Annotated in this window: 14 protein-coding genes and 3 pseudogenes; 7 read left to right on the forward strand and 10 right to left on the reverse strand. The window is 74.7% G+C overall.

Annotated elements, in window-relative coordinates:
• Positions 1 to 392: 392 nt before the first annotated feature.
• The 6 genes and pseudogenes from SSNG_RS01525 to SSNG_RS01545 all read right to left on the reverse strand — a co-directional run bounded on the left by SSNG_RS01525 (position 393) and on the right by SSNG_RS01545 (position 3,345).
• The gene (locus SSNG_RS01525; RefSeq protein ID WP_007262016.1) at positions 393 to 722 is read right to left on the reverse strand and encodes a hypothetical protein; all 330 of its coding nucleotides are present in this window, start codon (positions 720 to 722) and stop codon (positions 393 to 395) included.
• 81 nt (positions 723 to 803) lie between these two features.
• Positions 804 to 959 carry a hypothetical protein gene (locus SSNG_RS41630; protein WP_007262017.1) on the reverse strand — a complete coding sequence of 52 codons (156 nt, stop codon included), beginning with the start codon at positions 957 to 959 and terminating at the stop codon, positions 804 to 806.
• Between the two features lie 120 nt (positions 960 to 1,079).
• Complete coding sequence (locus SSNG_RS38975; RefSeq protein WP_007262018.1) at positions 1,080 to 1,610, reverse strand: hypothetical protein; 531 nt, start codon at positions 1,608 to 1,610, stop codon at positions 1,080 to 1,082.
• Positions 1,611 to 1,657: 47 nt separating this feature from the next.
• Positions 1,658 to 2,044 carry a PadR family transcriptional regulator gene (locus tag SSNG_RS01535; RefSeq protein WP_007262019.1) on the reverse strand — a complete coding sequence of 129 codons (387 nt, stop codon included), beginning with the start codon at positions 2,042 to 2,044 and terminating at the stop codon, positions 1,658 to 1,660.
• 82 nt (positions 2,045 to 2,126) lie between these two features.
• Positions 2,127 to 2,633, reverse strand: a complete 507-nt coding sequence (locus SSNG_RS01540; protein WP_007262020.1) for a DUF3291 domain-containing protein — start codon at positions 2,631 to 2,633, stop codon at positions 2,127 to 2,129.
• Between the two features lie 32 nt (positions 2,634 to 2,665).
• Positions 2,666 to 3,345, reverse strand: a pseudogene (locus tag SSNG_RS01545) (transcriptional regulator).
• A gap of 112 nt (positions 3,346 to 3,457) precedes the next feature.
• On the opposite strand from SSNG_RS01545, the gene thpR reads away from it, so the two are divergent.
• Together thpR and argG are read left to right on the forward strand one after the other, a co-directional pair.
• The gene (gene thpR / locus SSNG_RS01550; protein WP_007262022.1) at positions 3,458 to 4,042 is read left to right on the forward strand and encodes an RNA 2',3'-cyclic phosphodiesterase; all 585 of its coding nucleotides are present in this window, start codon (positions 3,458 to 3,460) and stop codon (positions 4,040 to 4,042) included.
• A gap of 114 nt (positions 4,043 to 4,156) precedes the next feature.
• Entirely contained in the window at positions 4,157 to 5,611 is a 1,455-nt protein-coding gene (gene argG, locus SSNG_RS01555) for an argininosuccinate synthase (protein ID WP_007262023.1), read from the forward strand.
• Positions 5,612 to 5,710: 99 nt separating this feature from the next.
• On the opposite strand, the gene SSNG_RS01560 is transcribed toward argG, so the two are convergent.
• Positions 5,711 to 6,193, reverse strand: coding sequence for a hypothetical protein (locus SSNG_RS01560; protein ID WP_347232438.1), 483 nt, complete (start codon positions 6,191 to 6,193; stop codon positions 5,711 to 5,713).
• Positions 6,194 to 6,391: 198 nt separating this feature from the next.
• Entirely contained in the window at positions 6,392 to 7,000 is a 609-nt protein-coding gene (locus tag SSNG_RS01565) for a GNAT family N-acetyltransferase (RefSeq protein ID WP_007262025.1), read from the reverse strand.
• A gap of 113 nt (positions 7,001 to 7,113) precedes the next feature.
• On the opposite strand from SSNG_RS01565, the gene SSNG_RS01570 reads away from it, so the two are divergent.
• Positions 7,114 to 7,944, forward strand: coding sequence for a dienelactone hydrolase family protein (locus tag SSNG_RS01570; RefSeq protein WP_007262026.1), 831 nt, complete (start codon positions 7,114 to 7,116; stop codon positions 7,942 to 7,944).
• 9 nt (positions 7,945 to 7,953) lie between these two features.
• On the opposite strand, the gene SSNG_RS01575 is transcribed toward SSNG_RS01570, so the two are convergent.
• A complete protein-coding gene (locus SSNG_RS01575) occupies positions 7,954 to 8,556 on the reverse strand; it encodes a 2'-5' RNA ligase family protein (protein ID WP_007262027.1) in 603 nt (200 codons plus the stop codon).
• Positions 8,557 to 8,798: 242 nt separating this feature from the next.
• Positions 8,799 to 9,062: a hypothetical protein gene (locus SSNG_RS43350; RefSeq protein WP_241694966.1), complete on the reverse strand. Its 264-nt coding sequence runs from the start codon at positions 9,060 to 9,062 to the stop codon at positions 8,799 to 8,801.
• Between SSNG_RS43350 and SSNG_RS01580 the strand changes: the two are divergent.
• From SSNG_RS01580 to SSNG_RS41635, 4 genes and pseudogenes are all read left to right on the forward strand, one after another.
• Positions 8,989 to 11,574, forward strand: a pseudogene (locus tag SSNG_RS01580) (exo-beta-D-glucosaminidase); the annotation flags it as partial. The gene SSNG_RS43350 and the pseudogene SSNG_RS01580 sit on opposite strands and share 74 nt — an antisense overlap.
• A gap of 143 nt (positions 11,575 to 11,717) precedes the next feature.
• Entirely contained in the window at positions 11,718 to 13,109 is a 1,392-nt protein-coding gene (locus tag SSNG_RS01585) for an MFS transporter (protein WP_050779511.1), read from the forward strand.
• Between the two features lie 58 nt (positions 13,110 to 13,167).
• Positions 13,168 to 13,875: a response regulator transcription factor gene (locus tag SSNG_RS01590; RefSeq protein ID WP_007262030.1), complete on the forward strand. Its 708-nt coding sequence runs from the start codon at positions 13,168 to 13,170 to the stop codon at positions 13,873 to 13,875.
• A pseudogene (locus SSNG_RS41635) lies at positions 13,872 to 14,149 on the forward strand (sensor histidine kinase); the annotation flags it as partial. The gene SSNG_RS01590 and the pseudogene SSNG_RS41635, both read left to right, overlap by 4 nt.

Below are 14,149 nucleotides of genomic sequence, written 5' to 3' on the forward strand. Positions count from 1 at the left end.
TCCCGCACCGCCCGCCGCTCGGGATCGCAGCCGCGAGGTGGCACCCCGCAGGGCGGGCCCGCAGCCGTTCGGCGCGTGCCGACGGCATGCCGGGCAGCGCGGGACTGGGCCGGGGCGCACCGAGGAGACCACCGGCCCCGGCACGCCGGACCGCTCCCGGCCGTCCCGCACCGCCCGCCGCTCGGGATCGCAGCCGCGAGGTGCCCGCGAAGTGGCGCTCCGGAGGGCGGGCCCGCGGCGGCCGGTGCGTGCCCTCGGTGTGCCGGGCGTCGGCGCGGGGGAAAGCGGAGGGGTCCCCGCTCGGCCGAGCGGCGAGCGGGGGTGGCGCCCGTCGGCCGGGTCGGTGGCGCTCCGGTCCGCGGGCCCCGCCCCTGCCTACGGCTGATGCGCGGTCAGTGTGCTGACCGCGTCGGCGGCTTGGCGGCCGCCGCCGGGACGTACGGCTCTGCGAGGAGGTCGTCGACGAGGCTGAGCCGCGTCTCCGGCATCCGCTCCTCGATCGCTCCCGCCATCATCGCGACGCCCTCCGGGTCGGGCACCGCGCAGCGCGCGCGGGACTCCTCGTCGGGCCAGCGGGCGTACGCGACCCAGGTGCCGTCGTCCGCGCGGTGGAGCCGCGAGCCGTAGCTGCCGCAGTCCCGCAGGATCGCCTCCGTCACCCGGTGCCAGCCCTCGCGGCCCTGCTCTTCCCTGCCCGGTCGCAGCCGCCACCGGTAGATCACCGCCAACACGTTTCCCCCGTCGCTCCCGTCGGCCGCCGCCGGTCGTGCGGCGTTCCGCCGTACACCGTACGGTGCGCGGTGTCAGGAACCGCCCAGCGGGTCCCCGCCCCTGCGGCGGCGGACGGCCACCGCGGCCGCCGCCGCGAGGAGCAGGACGGGCAGGACGGGGCCCGTGTAGGCGCCGCGCGTCCAGAACGACGTGCCGAGGACGGCGAGGGGCAGGGCCGCGAGGAGCACGGCGGGCGCCGTGCGCAGCCGGGCGAACGCGGGCCGTCCGGCCAGGGCCAGTCCGGCTGCCGCCGGTACGGCGAAGCGGAGCCCCGCGTCCGGCGAGCGCGCCCATGCTGAGCACGCCGGTCAGCACGGTCGCCCACAGCACCACGGCACCCAGCCCGGCCGCCGTGCGGACGCGCGGCTGCGGGCGGAGGTCCGCCGGGCGGAGCAGGCCACGAGCGCGTCGAGGAACAGCGGGGACCTGATGAGGAGCACACCCTCAAGGCCGGCACCCCGCACGAGGTCGGCCACGGTCGTCGCCGCGCAGCCGGCCAGCACGGTCCAAGTGCCCGCGCTCCAGCGGCCGGCCAGGGTGACCGCGGCGCCCAGCACCATCACGAAGTGGGCCGCCGCCGGCAGCAGGAACGGCAGCGCCACCTCCGTCGGCAGCCAGGCGGCCCTGGCGGCCGGGACCGTCGATCCGGCCCACCAGAGCGCGCTCGCGCCCACCGCGACGGTGGCGAACGGCGCCACCGCCGCCAGGAGCCGGCCGCGGCGGCCCGCCGAGCCGAGTCCGGGCCGCATCCGCATCCGCAGCGCGTGCCCGGTGACGTCCAGCGCCTCCCGCACCCGGGCCGCCCGGCCCGCGTCCCGGGTGGCCTCGTGGTACGCCATGGCGATCTCGTCGCCGAACTCCCGCCGGAAACCGGCCGGGTAGAGCCTCAGCAGGGCGGTCGTGCCGTCACCGTCCCGTCGGAGGAGCCGAGCAGGCCGGCCGCGGTCGGCGCGCCGGGGCCGAGTCGGCGGGTGGCCTCCTGGGCGGTGCGGGCGATCCGGGCCGCCTCGGCGGCGAGGACCTCGCGGCCGAAAAGGGGGGCGAGGGCGTGGCTGCGCCGCCTGCGGCCCTCGACCACCTCCTCGTCGTGGACGGCGATGAGCCGCTGTTCGAGGAGCCGCTCCAGGGCCCCGTACAGCGTTCCGGTACGCATCTTCGTGCGGCCTTCCCAGATCTTCTCGACCTCCCGGGCGATCGCGTACCCGTGCCGCGGGGCGTCGGCGATCGCGGTGAGGACGAGCAGGGTCGGCTCGCGCAGAGCTTGATCGTTCACGGCTCCGACGACAGCTCGGCGACCGGCACATGTCGATGGCCGACCTATGCGATGCGTCGCCCGCGGACGCCCCGGACGGGCGTCATGCCGGAGTGTCCGAGGCCCCGGACGGCACCGCCGCGGCCGAGGCGGCACGGAAGGAGGTGAAGGTGAACGCGCGCGGGGACGGGCCGTGCGCCCTGAGGTCGGCCAGTCGCTCCAGGGCCTCCGCGACGCCCGGGACATGGCCGGCGGGGACCCACCAGAGGACCATGTGCGCCTCGACGTGCCGTTCGAACCAGTCGCGGCGCCGCCGCATCACCTCCAGGTGCCCGCTGCGGTAGGTGAAGTCCCACAGCGCCTCCCGGCTCTCCCACACGGACATGTTGACGATCACGTCCTCGCCCAGGGGGCGCATGGCGGTGGCGTCGCCCTCCCCCTCCTCCGTGAGCCGCCACACGAATCCGGGCGCCCCGTCGGCCGCCGAGTTGACCGGGCCGAGCATCTCGACGAACGGGGCCAGGCGCGGATCTTCGAGGGGGTGGCGGAGCCTCGCGACGTTGAGCTGGGCCAGGTGGACGGCGGCGGGGGCGTGCGGGGATGCGGTCATGGCCTCATCCCAGCACGGCGCCCATTTCTATGTCAATCCATATTGTTTTTAGAATCCTCGACCACCACGCAGCACTCCCCCGGGCGGGCGTCCATCCGGGCGCGGACCGGGCCGTCCGTGCCGATCAGCCCCTCCAGCAGGGCGAGGTTCATGCCGCAGACGAGCGGCGGGAAGCGCTCGGCGACGGCATGGAAGGGGCAGTTGCGCATGCGGACGACGGGCGGCTCGCCACCGCCCTCCCCCCGACCCCCCTCCAGGTGCGGCTCGTAACCGCGGGCGGCCAGTACCGCCATCGCCTCGTCGAGCCCGCCGCAGGGCGCCCCCGGACCCCGCAGGGCCTCACCGCGGCGGCGCGCCGCGGCGCAGAGCCCGGCGTCCAGCCCCGCCCCCTCCGCGGCCTCGGCCAGCAGCTCGGCGGCCGTGAGGTAGTCACGGGCGGGCAGCGACACCGACCACTCGGTCCGGGCCCGCGTGTACACCTTGGCGGGCCGGCCCGCCCCCGGCCCCGAGCGGCCGGTCAGCCGGCGGCTGCCGCTCTCCAGCAGACCGGCACCGGTCAGCTTGTCCAGATGGTGCGCGGCGAGGGTCCGCGCCACCCCGGCCGCCTCGGCGGCCTCCTTCCGGGAGACCTCGCGGCCCTGCGCCACCACGTACTCTCCCGCCGGCGCCGCACGGGGTCCTGCAGCACCGCGATCGCATCGAGGTCCTCCATTCCCCCATTCTAGGAACAACCGGGATTGGAGATAGAAGACCCGGCGGGACTTCGGGCCGACCTGACGGGGCGGAAGGTGACCGGGAGGCCGGGAGGCGGTACGAAGGCGTACGTGAAGGAACACACCCAGGCCACGACCGTCCGCGTCTTCATCGCCCTCGCCCCGCCCGACGAGGCGAAGGAGGAGCTGGAGCGGGCACTCGCCCCCGCGTACGAGGCGCACCCGCGCATGCGGTGGAACCGCATCGAGGACTGGCACATCACCCTGGCGTTCCTCGGCGAGCTGCCGGTCGCGGCCGTTCCGCCGCTGCGGCCCCGGCTCGCGGAGCTGGCGGCGGCCCGGCGGCCCCTACGCCTGTCCCTGCGGGGCGGCGGGCACTTCGACGAGCGGGTCCTGTGGAGCGGGATAGCCGGGGAGCCGACGGAGCTGCACGTCCTGGCCTCCGAGGTGCGCGCGGCGGTCAAGGAGTGCGGCATCGGCTTCCCGGACCGGCCGCTGCGCCCCCACCTCACGCTGGCCCGGGCCCGGCGCGGCGACCCGTCGGCCGCCCTGGAGGCCGCCGCCGGGCTCGCCGCCTTCCGCGGGCGGGAGTGGGAGACGGAGCGCCTGCACCTGGTCGGCAGCAACATCGGCCGGGGCCCGGGGCCGATCCACTACCGGGACATCGAGTCCTGGGCGTTCGGCGGCGGGAACTGACGGGGGCTCCACCCGGCGGCTCCATCGGTCCGGCAGCCGAGCCGATGCGAGCCGGATGCGATGCAGATGCGATGCCGAATTGCATGACCATGCGGCGGCATGCATAATCTTCCTATGTCTAAGGTCCTCACCTCCCTTCCCGCCGGCGAGCGCGTCGGCATCGCCTTCTCGGGCGGCCTCGACACCTCCGTCGCGGTCGCGTGGATGCGCGACAAGGGTGCCGTCCCGTGCACCTACACCGCCGACATCGGCCAGTACGACGAGCCCGACATCGCCTCGGTGCCCGGCCGTGCGAAGACCTACGGCGCCGAGATCGCCCGCCTGGTCGACTGCCGAGCGGCACTGGTCGAGGAGGGCCTGGCCGCGCTGACCTGCGGCGCGTTCCACATCCGCTCGGGCGGGCGCGCCTACTTCAACACCACTCCGCTCGGCCGCGCCGTGACCGGCACCCTGCTGGTCCGGGCCATGCTGGAGGACGACGTCCAGATCTGGGGCGACGGCTCCACCTTCAAGGGCAACGACATCGAGCGGTTCTACCGCTACGGCCTCCTCGCCAACCCGCACCTGCGGATCTACAAGCCGTGGCTCGACGCGGACTTCGTGACCGAGCTGGGCGGCCGCAAGGAGATGTCGGAGTGGCTGCTGGCCCACGACCTCCCCTACCGCGACAGCACCGAGAAGGCGTACTCCACCGACGCCAACATCTGGGGCGCCACCCACGAGGCAAAGACCCTGGAGCACCTGGACACCGGCGTGGAGACCGTCGACCCGATCATGGGCGTGCGGTTCTGGGACCCTTCCGTCGAGATCGCCACCGAGGACGTGACGATCGGCTTCAACCAGGGCCGCCCCGTCACGATCAACGGCAAGGAGTTCGCCTCCGCCGTGGACCTGGTCATGGAGGCCAACGCCATCGGCGGCCGCCACGGCATGGGCATGTCGGACCAGATCGAGAACCGGATCATCGAGGCCAAGAGCCGCGGCATCTACGAGGCGCCGGGCATGGCCCTGCTGCACGCCGCGTACGAGCGCCTGGTCAACGCCATCCACAACGAGGACACCCTGGCCCAGTACCACAACGAGGGCCGCCGCCTCGGCCGGCTCATGTACGAGGGCCGCTGGCTGGACCCGCAGGCCCTGATGGTCCGGGAGTCCCTCCAGCGGTGGGTCGGCGCGGCCGTCACCGGCGAGGTGACCCTGCGGCTGCGGCGCGGCGAGGACTACTCGATCCTCGACACCCGGGGCCCGGCCTTCAGCTACCACCCGGACAAGCTCTCCATGGAGCGCACCGAGGACTCGGCCTTCGGCCCGGTGGACCGGATCGGCCAGCTCACCATGCGCAACCTGGACATCGCCGACTCCCGCGCCAAGCTGGAGCAGTACGCCGTCCTCGGCCTGATCGGGACCGGCAGCCCCTCCGTCGGCGCCGCCCAGGCGGCCGCGACCGGGCTGATCGGCACCATGCCGGAGATGCCGGAGGGCGGCGCCGAGGCGATCGCCTCGCGCGGCGAGGTCTCCGCCGACGAGCAGATGCTGGACCGCGCCGCGATGGAGTTCGGCACGGACTGACCCCGGCGGGCGGAACGACGCAACGGGCCGGCCCGGCGCCTTCGGGGCGCCGGGCCGGCCCTTCACACGTCCGGGCACGTCCGGGGCACGTCCGGGGGCTCAGTACACGAGCTTGTACGTCACGTCCTTGGGGACCGGGTGGGGCGCCGTGTCGGTGTAGAGAAGCCGGATCGTGGTGAAGCGGCGGACGTCGGGGTGCCCGGGCCAGGGCTGCGGCTTGCTCAGGGTCACCGTCACCGGGTAGGCGCGGAAGCGCCCGGCCGCGCAGTAGGGGCGGCAGTCGTTGACCATGTCGGTGCCGGTGGCGGTCGCGGTGCCCGGGCCCCAGCTCTCCCAGCGCAGCGCGACGAGCCTGTTGTTGCCGTCGCCGCAGGCCAGCAGGTACTCCTCGGGGCGGACCTGGGGCTTGTCGAAGCAGTCGGCCACGACGAGCGGGGCCGGGGCATCAGGGGTGCGGGCGGCGGAGGCCGGGACGGCGGCAGCCGCGAGGGCCGCGAGCGCGCCCAGCAGCGCCGCCCTGCGCACCCCGTGCCGGCGTACCCGTACGGTCCGGGTCCCTCGCGAAGCTTCCATGGCGTCCATCCGCCCCTCCTCGCCGGTCCGTCCCGCCGCTGCCGCGGCACTGCCCAGCTTTCCGCATCCGGCCGCGCCCCGCACCCGCAGCGGGCGCCGGAGCCGGGCGGCGGCGGTGGATCCGTTGCGGGACGCGGCGCGCCGTTCCGGAATCGGCTGGGCGGAGCCCCGGCGGGTCGACCGGCCGGAGGGCCGGGAACAGCGGTGCTACGCGGTGCGGGGTGCGCGGCGCATGGCCCAGAGGGTCGGGCCGCCGCCCGGGAGCTCCACCTCGCCCAGGACCTCGAAGCCGAAGTGCTCGTAGACGGGCAGGTTGGACGGCTTGGAGGACTCCAGGTAGACGGGCAGGCCCGCCGCGTCGGCCTTGGCCAGGCCCGAGCGCAGCAGCGCGGACCCGTGGCCCCGGCCCTGGCCGGCCGGGTCCGCGCCGATCAGCGCCAGGTACCAGTGCGGCTCCTGCGGCGCGTGCCGGGCGGCCAGCTCGACGGCGTCGCGGAACAGGTGGGCCCGGTCACCGAGGATCTCCGTGAGCTCCCGGATGGTCTCCGCGTCGGGGACGGACTTCTCGTGGCCCTCCGGCGACACCCAGAAGGCGGCCGCCGCGTCGGTGCGCTCGCACACGCCGTGCAGGACGTACTGGCGCGTGTAGATGGTGCTGAAGTACCGCGTCAGGTTCTCCTCGCGCGAGTCCTCCGCGGGGAAGAACCAGTTCATCATCGGGTCGTCGTGGAAGGCGCGGGCCAGGGCACGGCTGATCGACGGGGCATCGTCAACGGTGGCCGTCTTCGGCAGGTTTGTCATCGACATACGGGCCATTCTGCACGCGGATGATCTTGTGCCGGGCGGGGGGGTCCGTTGACCGCACGCCCTTACGTACCGGTAACTTGGTGGCCGCCCAAGAGGATTCGACCGGAGGGAACGCGGGACCCGTGGCAGATCACGACCTGACCGGCTTCACCAGGGGCACGTTCACGCACGACGGCACCACCCGGAGGCTGCTGCGCCGGGGCTCGGGCCCGGCGGTGATCGTCATCGCGGAGATCCCGGGCATCACGCCCAAGGTCCTGGAGTTCGCCGAACGGGTGGCGGAGGCGGGCTGTACCGCCGTGCTGCCGGTGCTCTTCGGCGAACCCGGCCGGGACGCGGATCCCCGTAGCGCGGGCCGGCCGAAGACCGCCGGTTACGTGGCATCGACCATGCTGCGGGTGTGCGTGAGCCGGGAGTTCACGCTGCTGGCCACCGGGCGCACGTCAAAGGTGGTGTCGTGGCTCCGGGCGCTCGCCGCGGCCGAACACGAACGCTGCGGCGGTCCCGGGGTCGGCGCCGTCGGGATGTGCCTGACCGGCGGGTTCGCGCTGGCCATGGCCACCGACCCGCGCCTGCTCGCCCCGGTGCTGTCCCAGCCGTCGCTGCCGCTGGCCCTCACCCCCGGCCGGGCGGGCCGCATCGACATCTCCCCCGAGGACCTGGCGGTCGTGCGCGGACGCTGCGAGCGCGAGGGCCTCCAGGTGCTCGGCCTGCGCTTCCGGGGCGACCGGCTGGTGCCCGGCGACCGGTTCGCACACCTGCGCCGCGAGCTGGGCGACGCGTTCGTCGCCGTGGAGCTGGACGACGCCGCGGCGAACCCCGGGGCCGCACTGCCCCCGCACTCCGTCCTGACGGAGCACCTGGTCGACGAGCCGGGACAGCCCACGCGGCAGGCCCTGGACACCGTCCTCGACCTGTTCCGCACCCGGCTGCTGGCGTCCGGGCCGGGCTGACCCGGACGCTCAGGCGTCCCGCCAGGCCGTCTCCCCCGTGCCGAGGGCGATCGTGACGCGGGAACGCATCGGCCCCTCGCCGCGGCGGCAGAGCAGCACCACCTCGTCGACCCGGGCGGACATGCCGCCCAGGCGGGCGGCGCACTCCGGGACCAGCCGGCGCGGGTCGCGGGTGCGGCCGAGCGACAGGTGCGGGGTGAAGTGCGGGAACCGCCCCCGGCACCGGGGGAAGGGCTCCGCCAGGGTCTCCTGGAGCGCCGTCCAGGGGCGTTCGCCCGCCGCCGCGGGGTCGAGCCACACGGTGGCGTACGCCCGGTGGCGGAAGGCGTGCACGCCGCCGAGGCGGACGGTGAAGGGTGCGCAGCGGGCCGCGGCCCCCGCCAGCAGCGGTACGGCCGCCGGGAAGTCCTCCTCCGGCACGAAGCCGAAGAGCAGGTTCACGTGCGGCGGCCAGCGGCGGATCTGGGGGTCGTGCTCCGCCCGGACGTCCTGGATGGGCGGCCACAGCCCGGGCGGCGGGAGCCACACGACGGCGGTCCGGGGCGTGGGGGCGACGTCCAGGATCTGCGGGACCCCGGCGGCCGGGCCGCCGGCGGCCGGGGGCGGGCTCACCCCGCCATCATGCCCCGGGGGCGCCGCCGCCGCCCGTCCCCGCCGCATCCACCGGCCGGCTCACACACCGGGCGGCCGCCGGGGGCCCCGGCCGTCAGCCGGCCGGGCTCACGCGTCGGGCGGCCGCGGAGCCGCCGCGCCGCCCGGGCGCGCCTTCGCCGCCCCGCGCGCCGCGCCGGACGGGGGCCGGCGTGCCGGGTCCGGGCGCCGGGCTCGTGACAGACTCCTGCGCGGAAATCCCCTCACCCGCAGTTCTCGTCCCACGGGAGGATCCTCCGTTGCCGCATCGGCACCGCTTCCGCGTACGCCCGGACCGCCGCCTTCGCCGCCGGCTCCCATGTCTTCGTCCTGGACGCCGGGGCCTCCCCCGCGGCGCCCGCACCCGCGCCCCCGCCCGCGCCCGCGTCGGCGGCCGCACCGCGGGCGACCGCCGTCGCGGCGGCGCCGGGGACCTCGACGGCCCTGGCCGGGTACGCGATCCAGTCGGCGGCGAAGGTCGCGGACACCGCCGCCGCCGTGTCCAGCCCCGGTTACGCCGCGACGGGCTGGTACCCCGCCGGCCCCCGGTCCACCGTGCTCGCGGCCCTCCTCGCGGCCGGGGTCCACCCCGACCCCTTCTACTCCACCCACCAGAAGCGGATCCCGGCCGAGGACTTCACCGTGCCGTGGTGGTACCGGTCCGACTTCCTCGTCGCCGACACGAAAACCCGTACGTACCTGGACTTCAGCGGGGTGATCTCCGCCGCCGACGTCTACGTCAACGGCCGCCGGATCGCCGACACGGCCACCGTCACCGGCACCTACACCCGGCACGAACTCGACGTCACCGACCTGGTCAGGGCGGGCACCAATACGGTCGCGTTCCGGATCCAGCCCAACGACCCGCGCGAGCGCCTCACGATGGGCTGGCTCGACTGGCTGCAGCCGCCGCCCGACGAGAACATGGGGATCGTCCGCGACGTCACCGTACGCCGGAGCGGCCCGGTCGCCCTGCGCGACGCGCACGTGGTGACCTCCCTGGCGCTGCCCTCGATGTCCTCGGCCGAGCTGACCGTCAAGGCCCGGGTGCGCAACGACTCGGCGGCCGCCGTCACCACCACGGTCGCGGGCACCGTCGGCCCGGCCTCCGTCAGCCGCAGCGTCACCCTCGCCCCGCACGAGAGCCGCACCGTGGTCTTCTCCCCCGCCGACCAGCCGGCGCTGCGGCTGGAGTCGCCCCGCGTGTGGTGGCCCGCCGCGATGGGCGAACAGCCGCTGTACTCCCTCGACCTGACCGCGACGGTGGACGGCCTGCCCTCCGACACCGCGCACCAGTCCTTCGGCATCCGCGACGTGCGGGCACCGCTGAACGCCGACGGAGCACGCCAGTACGTGGTGAACGGGCGCCCGCTGCTGATCCGGGGCGGCGGCTGGTCCCCCGACGAGTTCCTGCGCTGGGACACCCGGTACGCGGAGGACCGCCTGAAGTACGCCGTCGACCTCGGGCTGAACGCGCTGCGCCTGGAGGGCCACATCGAGCCCGACGAGTTCTTCGACCTCGCCGACCGGTACGGGATCCTCACCCTGCCCGGATGGGAGTGCTGCGACAAGTGGGAGGGGGAGGTCAACGGCTCGGAGGCCGGGGAGCGGTGGGAGAGCGCCGACTACCCGGTCGCCAAGGCCTCCATGGCCGCCGAGGCCGCACGGCTGCGCCACCACCCCAGCGTGGCGTCCTTCCTGATCGGCAGCGACTTCGCCCCGAACCGGACGATCGAGCAGGGCTACCTCGACGCGCTGGCGGCCGCCGACTGGACGGCCCCGGTGGTCCCCTCGGCATCCGCCCGGTCCTCACCGGTCACCGGGCGCTCCGGGATGAAGATGACCGGGCCCTACGACTGGGTCCCGCCGGGCTACTGGTACGCCAAGCGGGAGGGCGGGGCGAGCGGCTTCAACTCCGAGACCAGCGCCGGCCCGGACGTGCCGACCCTGGACACCCTGCGCCGGATGATGTCGCCGGCGGAGCTGGAGAGCCTGTGGAAGGACCCGTCGGCGGCCCAGTACCACCGCTCGCCCTCGTCCACGTTCTCGACGCTCAGGCTGTACGACGCGGCCCTGGCGGGCCGTTACGGCCCACCGACGGGCCTGGAGGACTACGTGCGCAAGGCCCAGCTCGCCCAGTACGAGGCCGTGCGGGCGCAGTTCGAGGCGTACGCCCGCAACGCGAAGGACGCCTCGGCGCCGTCGACGGGGGTCGTGTACTGGATGTTCAACAGCGGCTGGACGTCGCTGCACTGGCAGCTGGTGGACCGCTACCTCGACCAGGGCGGGGCCTACTTCGGGGCGAAGAAGGCGAACGAGCCGCTGCACATCCAGTACGGGTACGACAACCGGGCCGTGTCGGTCGTCAACAGCCGCGCGTCCGGGGCCTCGGGCCTGACCGCGCGGGTGACGCTCTTCGACCCCGACGGCACGCAGCGGTACGACCGGACGGTGACGGGCCTGGACGTGGCGGGCGGCGGAGCGAGCACGACCGCGCTGACCCTGCCGGCGTCCGTCCCGGGCCTCGCCACCACCCACCTGGCGCGGCTGCTGCTCACCGGCGCCGACGGGCGGGAGGTGAGCCGCAACGTCTACTGGCTCTCGACCCGGGCCGACGTGCTCGACTACTCCGGCAGCACCTGGTACCACACGCCGACCACCGCGTACGCCGACCTCAAGGGGCTGAACTCGATGCCGCGGTCGGCCGTGGCGGCGACGGCCTCCACGACGGCCGACGGCCAGGGGGTGTCGACGACGACGGTGACCGTACGCCACACCGGGACGGGGAGCGCCCCGGCCCTGCTCACCGACGTGCACCTGCTGGGCGCGGCGGGCGCGCCGGTACTGCCCGTCCGCTGGAGCGACAACCAGGTCACCCTGTGGCCGGGCGAATCGGCGACGCTGACGGCGACCTACCGCACGGCCGACCTCCACGACGCGCCCCCGACCCTGCGGGTCTCCGGCTGGAACACCCCGATGACGACGGCGCCGGCCGGCTGACGGGGCGGGCGCGCGGGTTCCTTAGCGGAACGTTAGATCTCGGTGCCGGGCCTTGTCCGGGTCCGGCACCCGATCCATGCTCTGGGCACCCCCTCGTCCGGGGCTGTTACCCCTCCCATCAGGGACTTCCGTCTGGAGCCGCCATGTCCTCGTCCGCCGTCACGTCCGGGTCGCCGCACCGGGAGGAGCGCGCCAGGCGCCGCCTCGCCCTGATCGGCGGATCCCTCGGCAACCTCGTGGAGTGGTACGACTGGTTCGTCTACGCGAGCTTCGCGATCTACTTCGCCGACTCCTTCTTCCCCGGCGACAACCCGACCACCCAGCTGCTGAACACGGCGGGCATCTTCGCGGTGGGCTTCCTGATGCGCCCCGTCGGCGGGTGGATCCTGGGCCGGGCCGCGGACCGGCACGGGCGCAAGAGCGCGCTCACCCTCACCGTCACCATGATGTCGGTGGCGGCCTTGATGATCGCCGTCGCGCCGACGTACGGCCAGGCCGGGTACTTCGGCGCCCTGGTGCTGCTGCTGGCGCGCCTGCTCCAGGGGCTCAGCATCGGCGGCGAGTACGCGGCCAGCGCCACGTACCTCACCGAGGCATCGGCCCGCGACAGGCGCGGGCTGGGCTCGTCCTTCCAGTACGTCTCGATGACCTGCGGGCAGCTGCTGGGCCTCGGCATCCTGATCACGATGCAGCACACGCTGACCGCGGCCCAGCTGTCGAGCTGGGGGTGGCGGATCCCGTTCGTCCTGGGGGCCCTGTTCGCGGTGGTGGTGTTCTGGCTGCGGCGGCGGCTCCAGGAGACCGACGCGTTCAAGGAGGAGTCCTCCGAGGAGGGTGCCCACGACGCCGGTGCGCGCGGCTCGCTGAAGGCGTTGTGGCAGCACCGGCGGCAGGCCGGCCTGGTGATGGCGCTGACCCTCGGCGGGACCGTCGCGTACTACACGTACACCACGTACCTCACCAAGTACCTGGTCGGCAGCGCCGGCCTGCCCAAGACCACGGCCACGCTGGTGAGTTTCACCGCCCTCGCCCTCTTCGCCGTGCTCCAGCCCTTCGCCGGGATGCTGTCCGACCGGATCGGCCGCCGCCCGCTGCTGATCACCTTCGCGGTGGGCTGCACGCTGGGCACGTACCCGATCATGACGGCCCTCGGTTCGGCGGACTCGTACTGGTCGGCGCTGGGTCTGTCCCTGCTCGCCCTGGTGATCGTGACCGGCTACACCTCGATCAACGCGGCGGTGAAGGCCGAGCTGTTCCCGACCCGGGTGCGCGCCCTGGGCGTGGCGCTGCCGTACGCGATCGCCAACGCGCTGTTCGGCGGCACGGCCGAGTACGTGGCCCTGTGGTTCAAGAGCGGCGGCCACGAGAAGATGTTCTTCTGGTACGTGTCCGGCTGCGCGCTGGTCTCGCTGGTGACCTACGTCCTGATGCCGGACACCCGGAACGCGGCGCTGAGCCGGGCCGAGGCGGCCGGGGCGGGCGCGGCCGGGGGTGGCGCCGCGTCGGCGAAGGCCGGTGCCGGGGCCGCCCGTTGAACCCCTGAACCCGTCAACCCGTGAAGCCGTGAACGCGTGAACCCGTCCGGAGGGCCCGATGCACGCACTGCTCGTCGAGGACGACGACCGCATGGCCCGGGCCCTCGGCACGGCCCTCGCCCAGCGCGGGCACACGGTCCGCCGGGCGGCGCGGGCGGCGGACGCCCTGCGGCACGTCCGCGAGGCCGAGTTCGTCCTGCTCGACCTGGGGCTGCCCGATCTCGACGGGCTGGAGCTGCTGCGCCGCCTGCGCACGGTCTGCGACGCGCCGCTGATCGTGGTGACGGCGCGGTGCGAGGAGCGTGACGTGGTGCAGGGGCTGCGGGCGGGCGCCGACGACTACGTGGTCAAGCCGTTCCGGATGGCCGAGCTGATGGCGCGGATCGACAGCGTGCGGCGCCGGTCGGGCGGGCGCACGGCGGCCGAGCCCGCGCGGTACGCCGGCGGGCCGGTGCGCAGCGGGGACGTCGAAGTGGACCCGGCGGGCCGTACCGTCACGGTGGCCGGCGCCGAGGTCCGGCTGACGCGGCGGGAGTTCGACGTGCTGGCCTTCCTGGCGGCGCGGCCCGGCGAGGTGCACTCCCGGGAGGAGATCCTGGACCGGATCTGGGGCGACGCCTTCCTGGCCGCGTCCCGTTCGCTGGACGTGCACGTCGCGGGGATCCGGGCGAAGACGGGCCGGTCGGGGCTCGTCCGCACGGTGCGCGGGTTCGGCTACCAGTTGGGCTCCGCCGCCGGGTGTCCGGACCGGGGCTCCGGCGCGTGAGGCGCAGGCTCCTCGCGGTGCTGATGGTGCTCATGGGGGCGGCCGCGCTGCTGCTGTGCGTCCCCCTGGCCGACGCGTACGCGCGCGGGCGGACCGAGCACCTGCTGCTGCAACGGCGTTCGGAGGCCGTGCGCTTCGCGGACCTCGCCGACCGGACGGGTACGGCCGCCGACCGGGCGGAGCTGTCGGCGGAGATCGGCCGGTACGCCGAGCTGTACGGGGCCGCGGTGGTGGTCGTGGACCCGTCGGGGGCGACGGTCGCGCGGGCCGGTTC

The organism is Streptomyces sp. C (genome assembly GCF_000158895.1).
GTDB lineage: Bacteria > Actinomycetota > Actinomycetes > Streptomycetales > Streptomycetaceae > Streptomyces > Streptomyces racemochromogenes.

Bases quoted from the DNA above. Each gene is read 5' to 3' on its own strand.
- SSNG_RS01590 (WP_007262030.1), top strand. From the start codon at position 13,168: ATGCACGCACTGCTCGTCGAGGACGACGACCGCATGGCCCGGGCCCTC.
- argG (WP_007262023.1), top strand. From the start codon at position 4,157: ATGTCTAAGGTCCTCACCTCCCTTCCCGCCGGCGAGCGCGTCGGCATC.
- SSNG_RS01565 (WP_007262025.1), bottom strand. From the start codon at position 7,000: ATGGCCCGTATGTCGATGACAAACCTGCCGAAGACGGCCACCGTTGAC.
- SSNG_RS01585 (WP_050779511.1), top strand. From the start codon at position 11,718: ATGTCCTCGTCCGCCGTCACGTCCGGGTCGCCGCACCGGGAGGAGCGC.
- SSNG_RS01560 (WP_347232438.1), bottom strand. From the start codon at position 6,193: ATGGACGCCATGGAAGCTTCGCGAGGGACCCGGACCGTACGGGTACGC.
- SSNG_RS38975 (WP_007262018.1), bottom strand. From the start codon at position 1,610: ATGGCGTACCACGAGGCCACCCGGGACGCGGGCCGGGCGGCCCGGGTG.
- SSNG_RS01540 (WP_007262020.1), bottom strand. From the start codon at position 2,633: ATGACCGCATCCCCGCACGCCCCCGCCGCCGTCCACCTGGCCCAGCTC.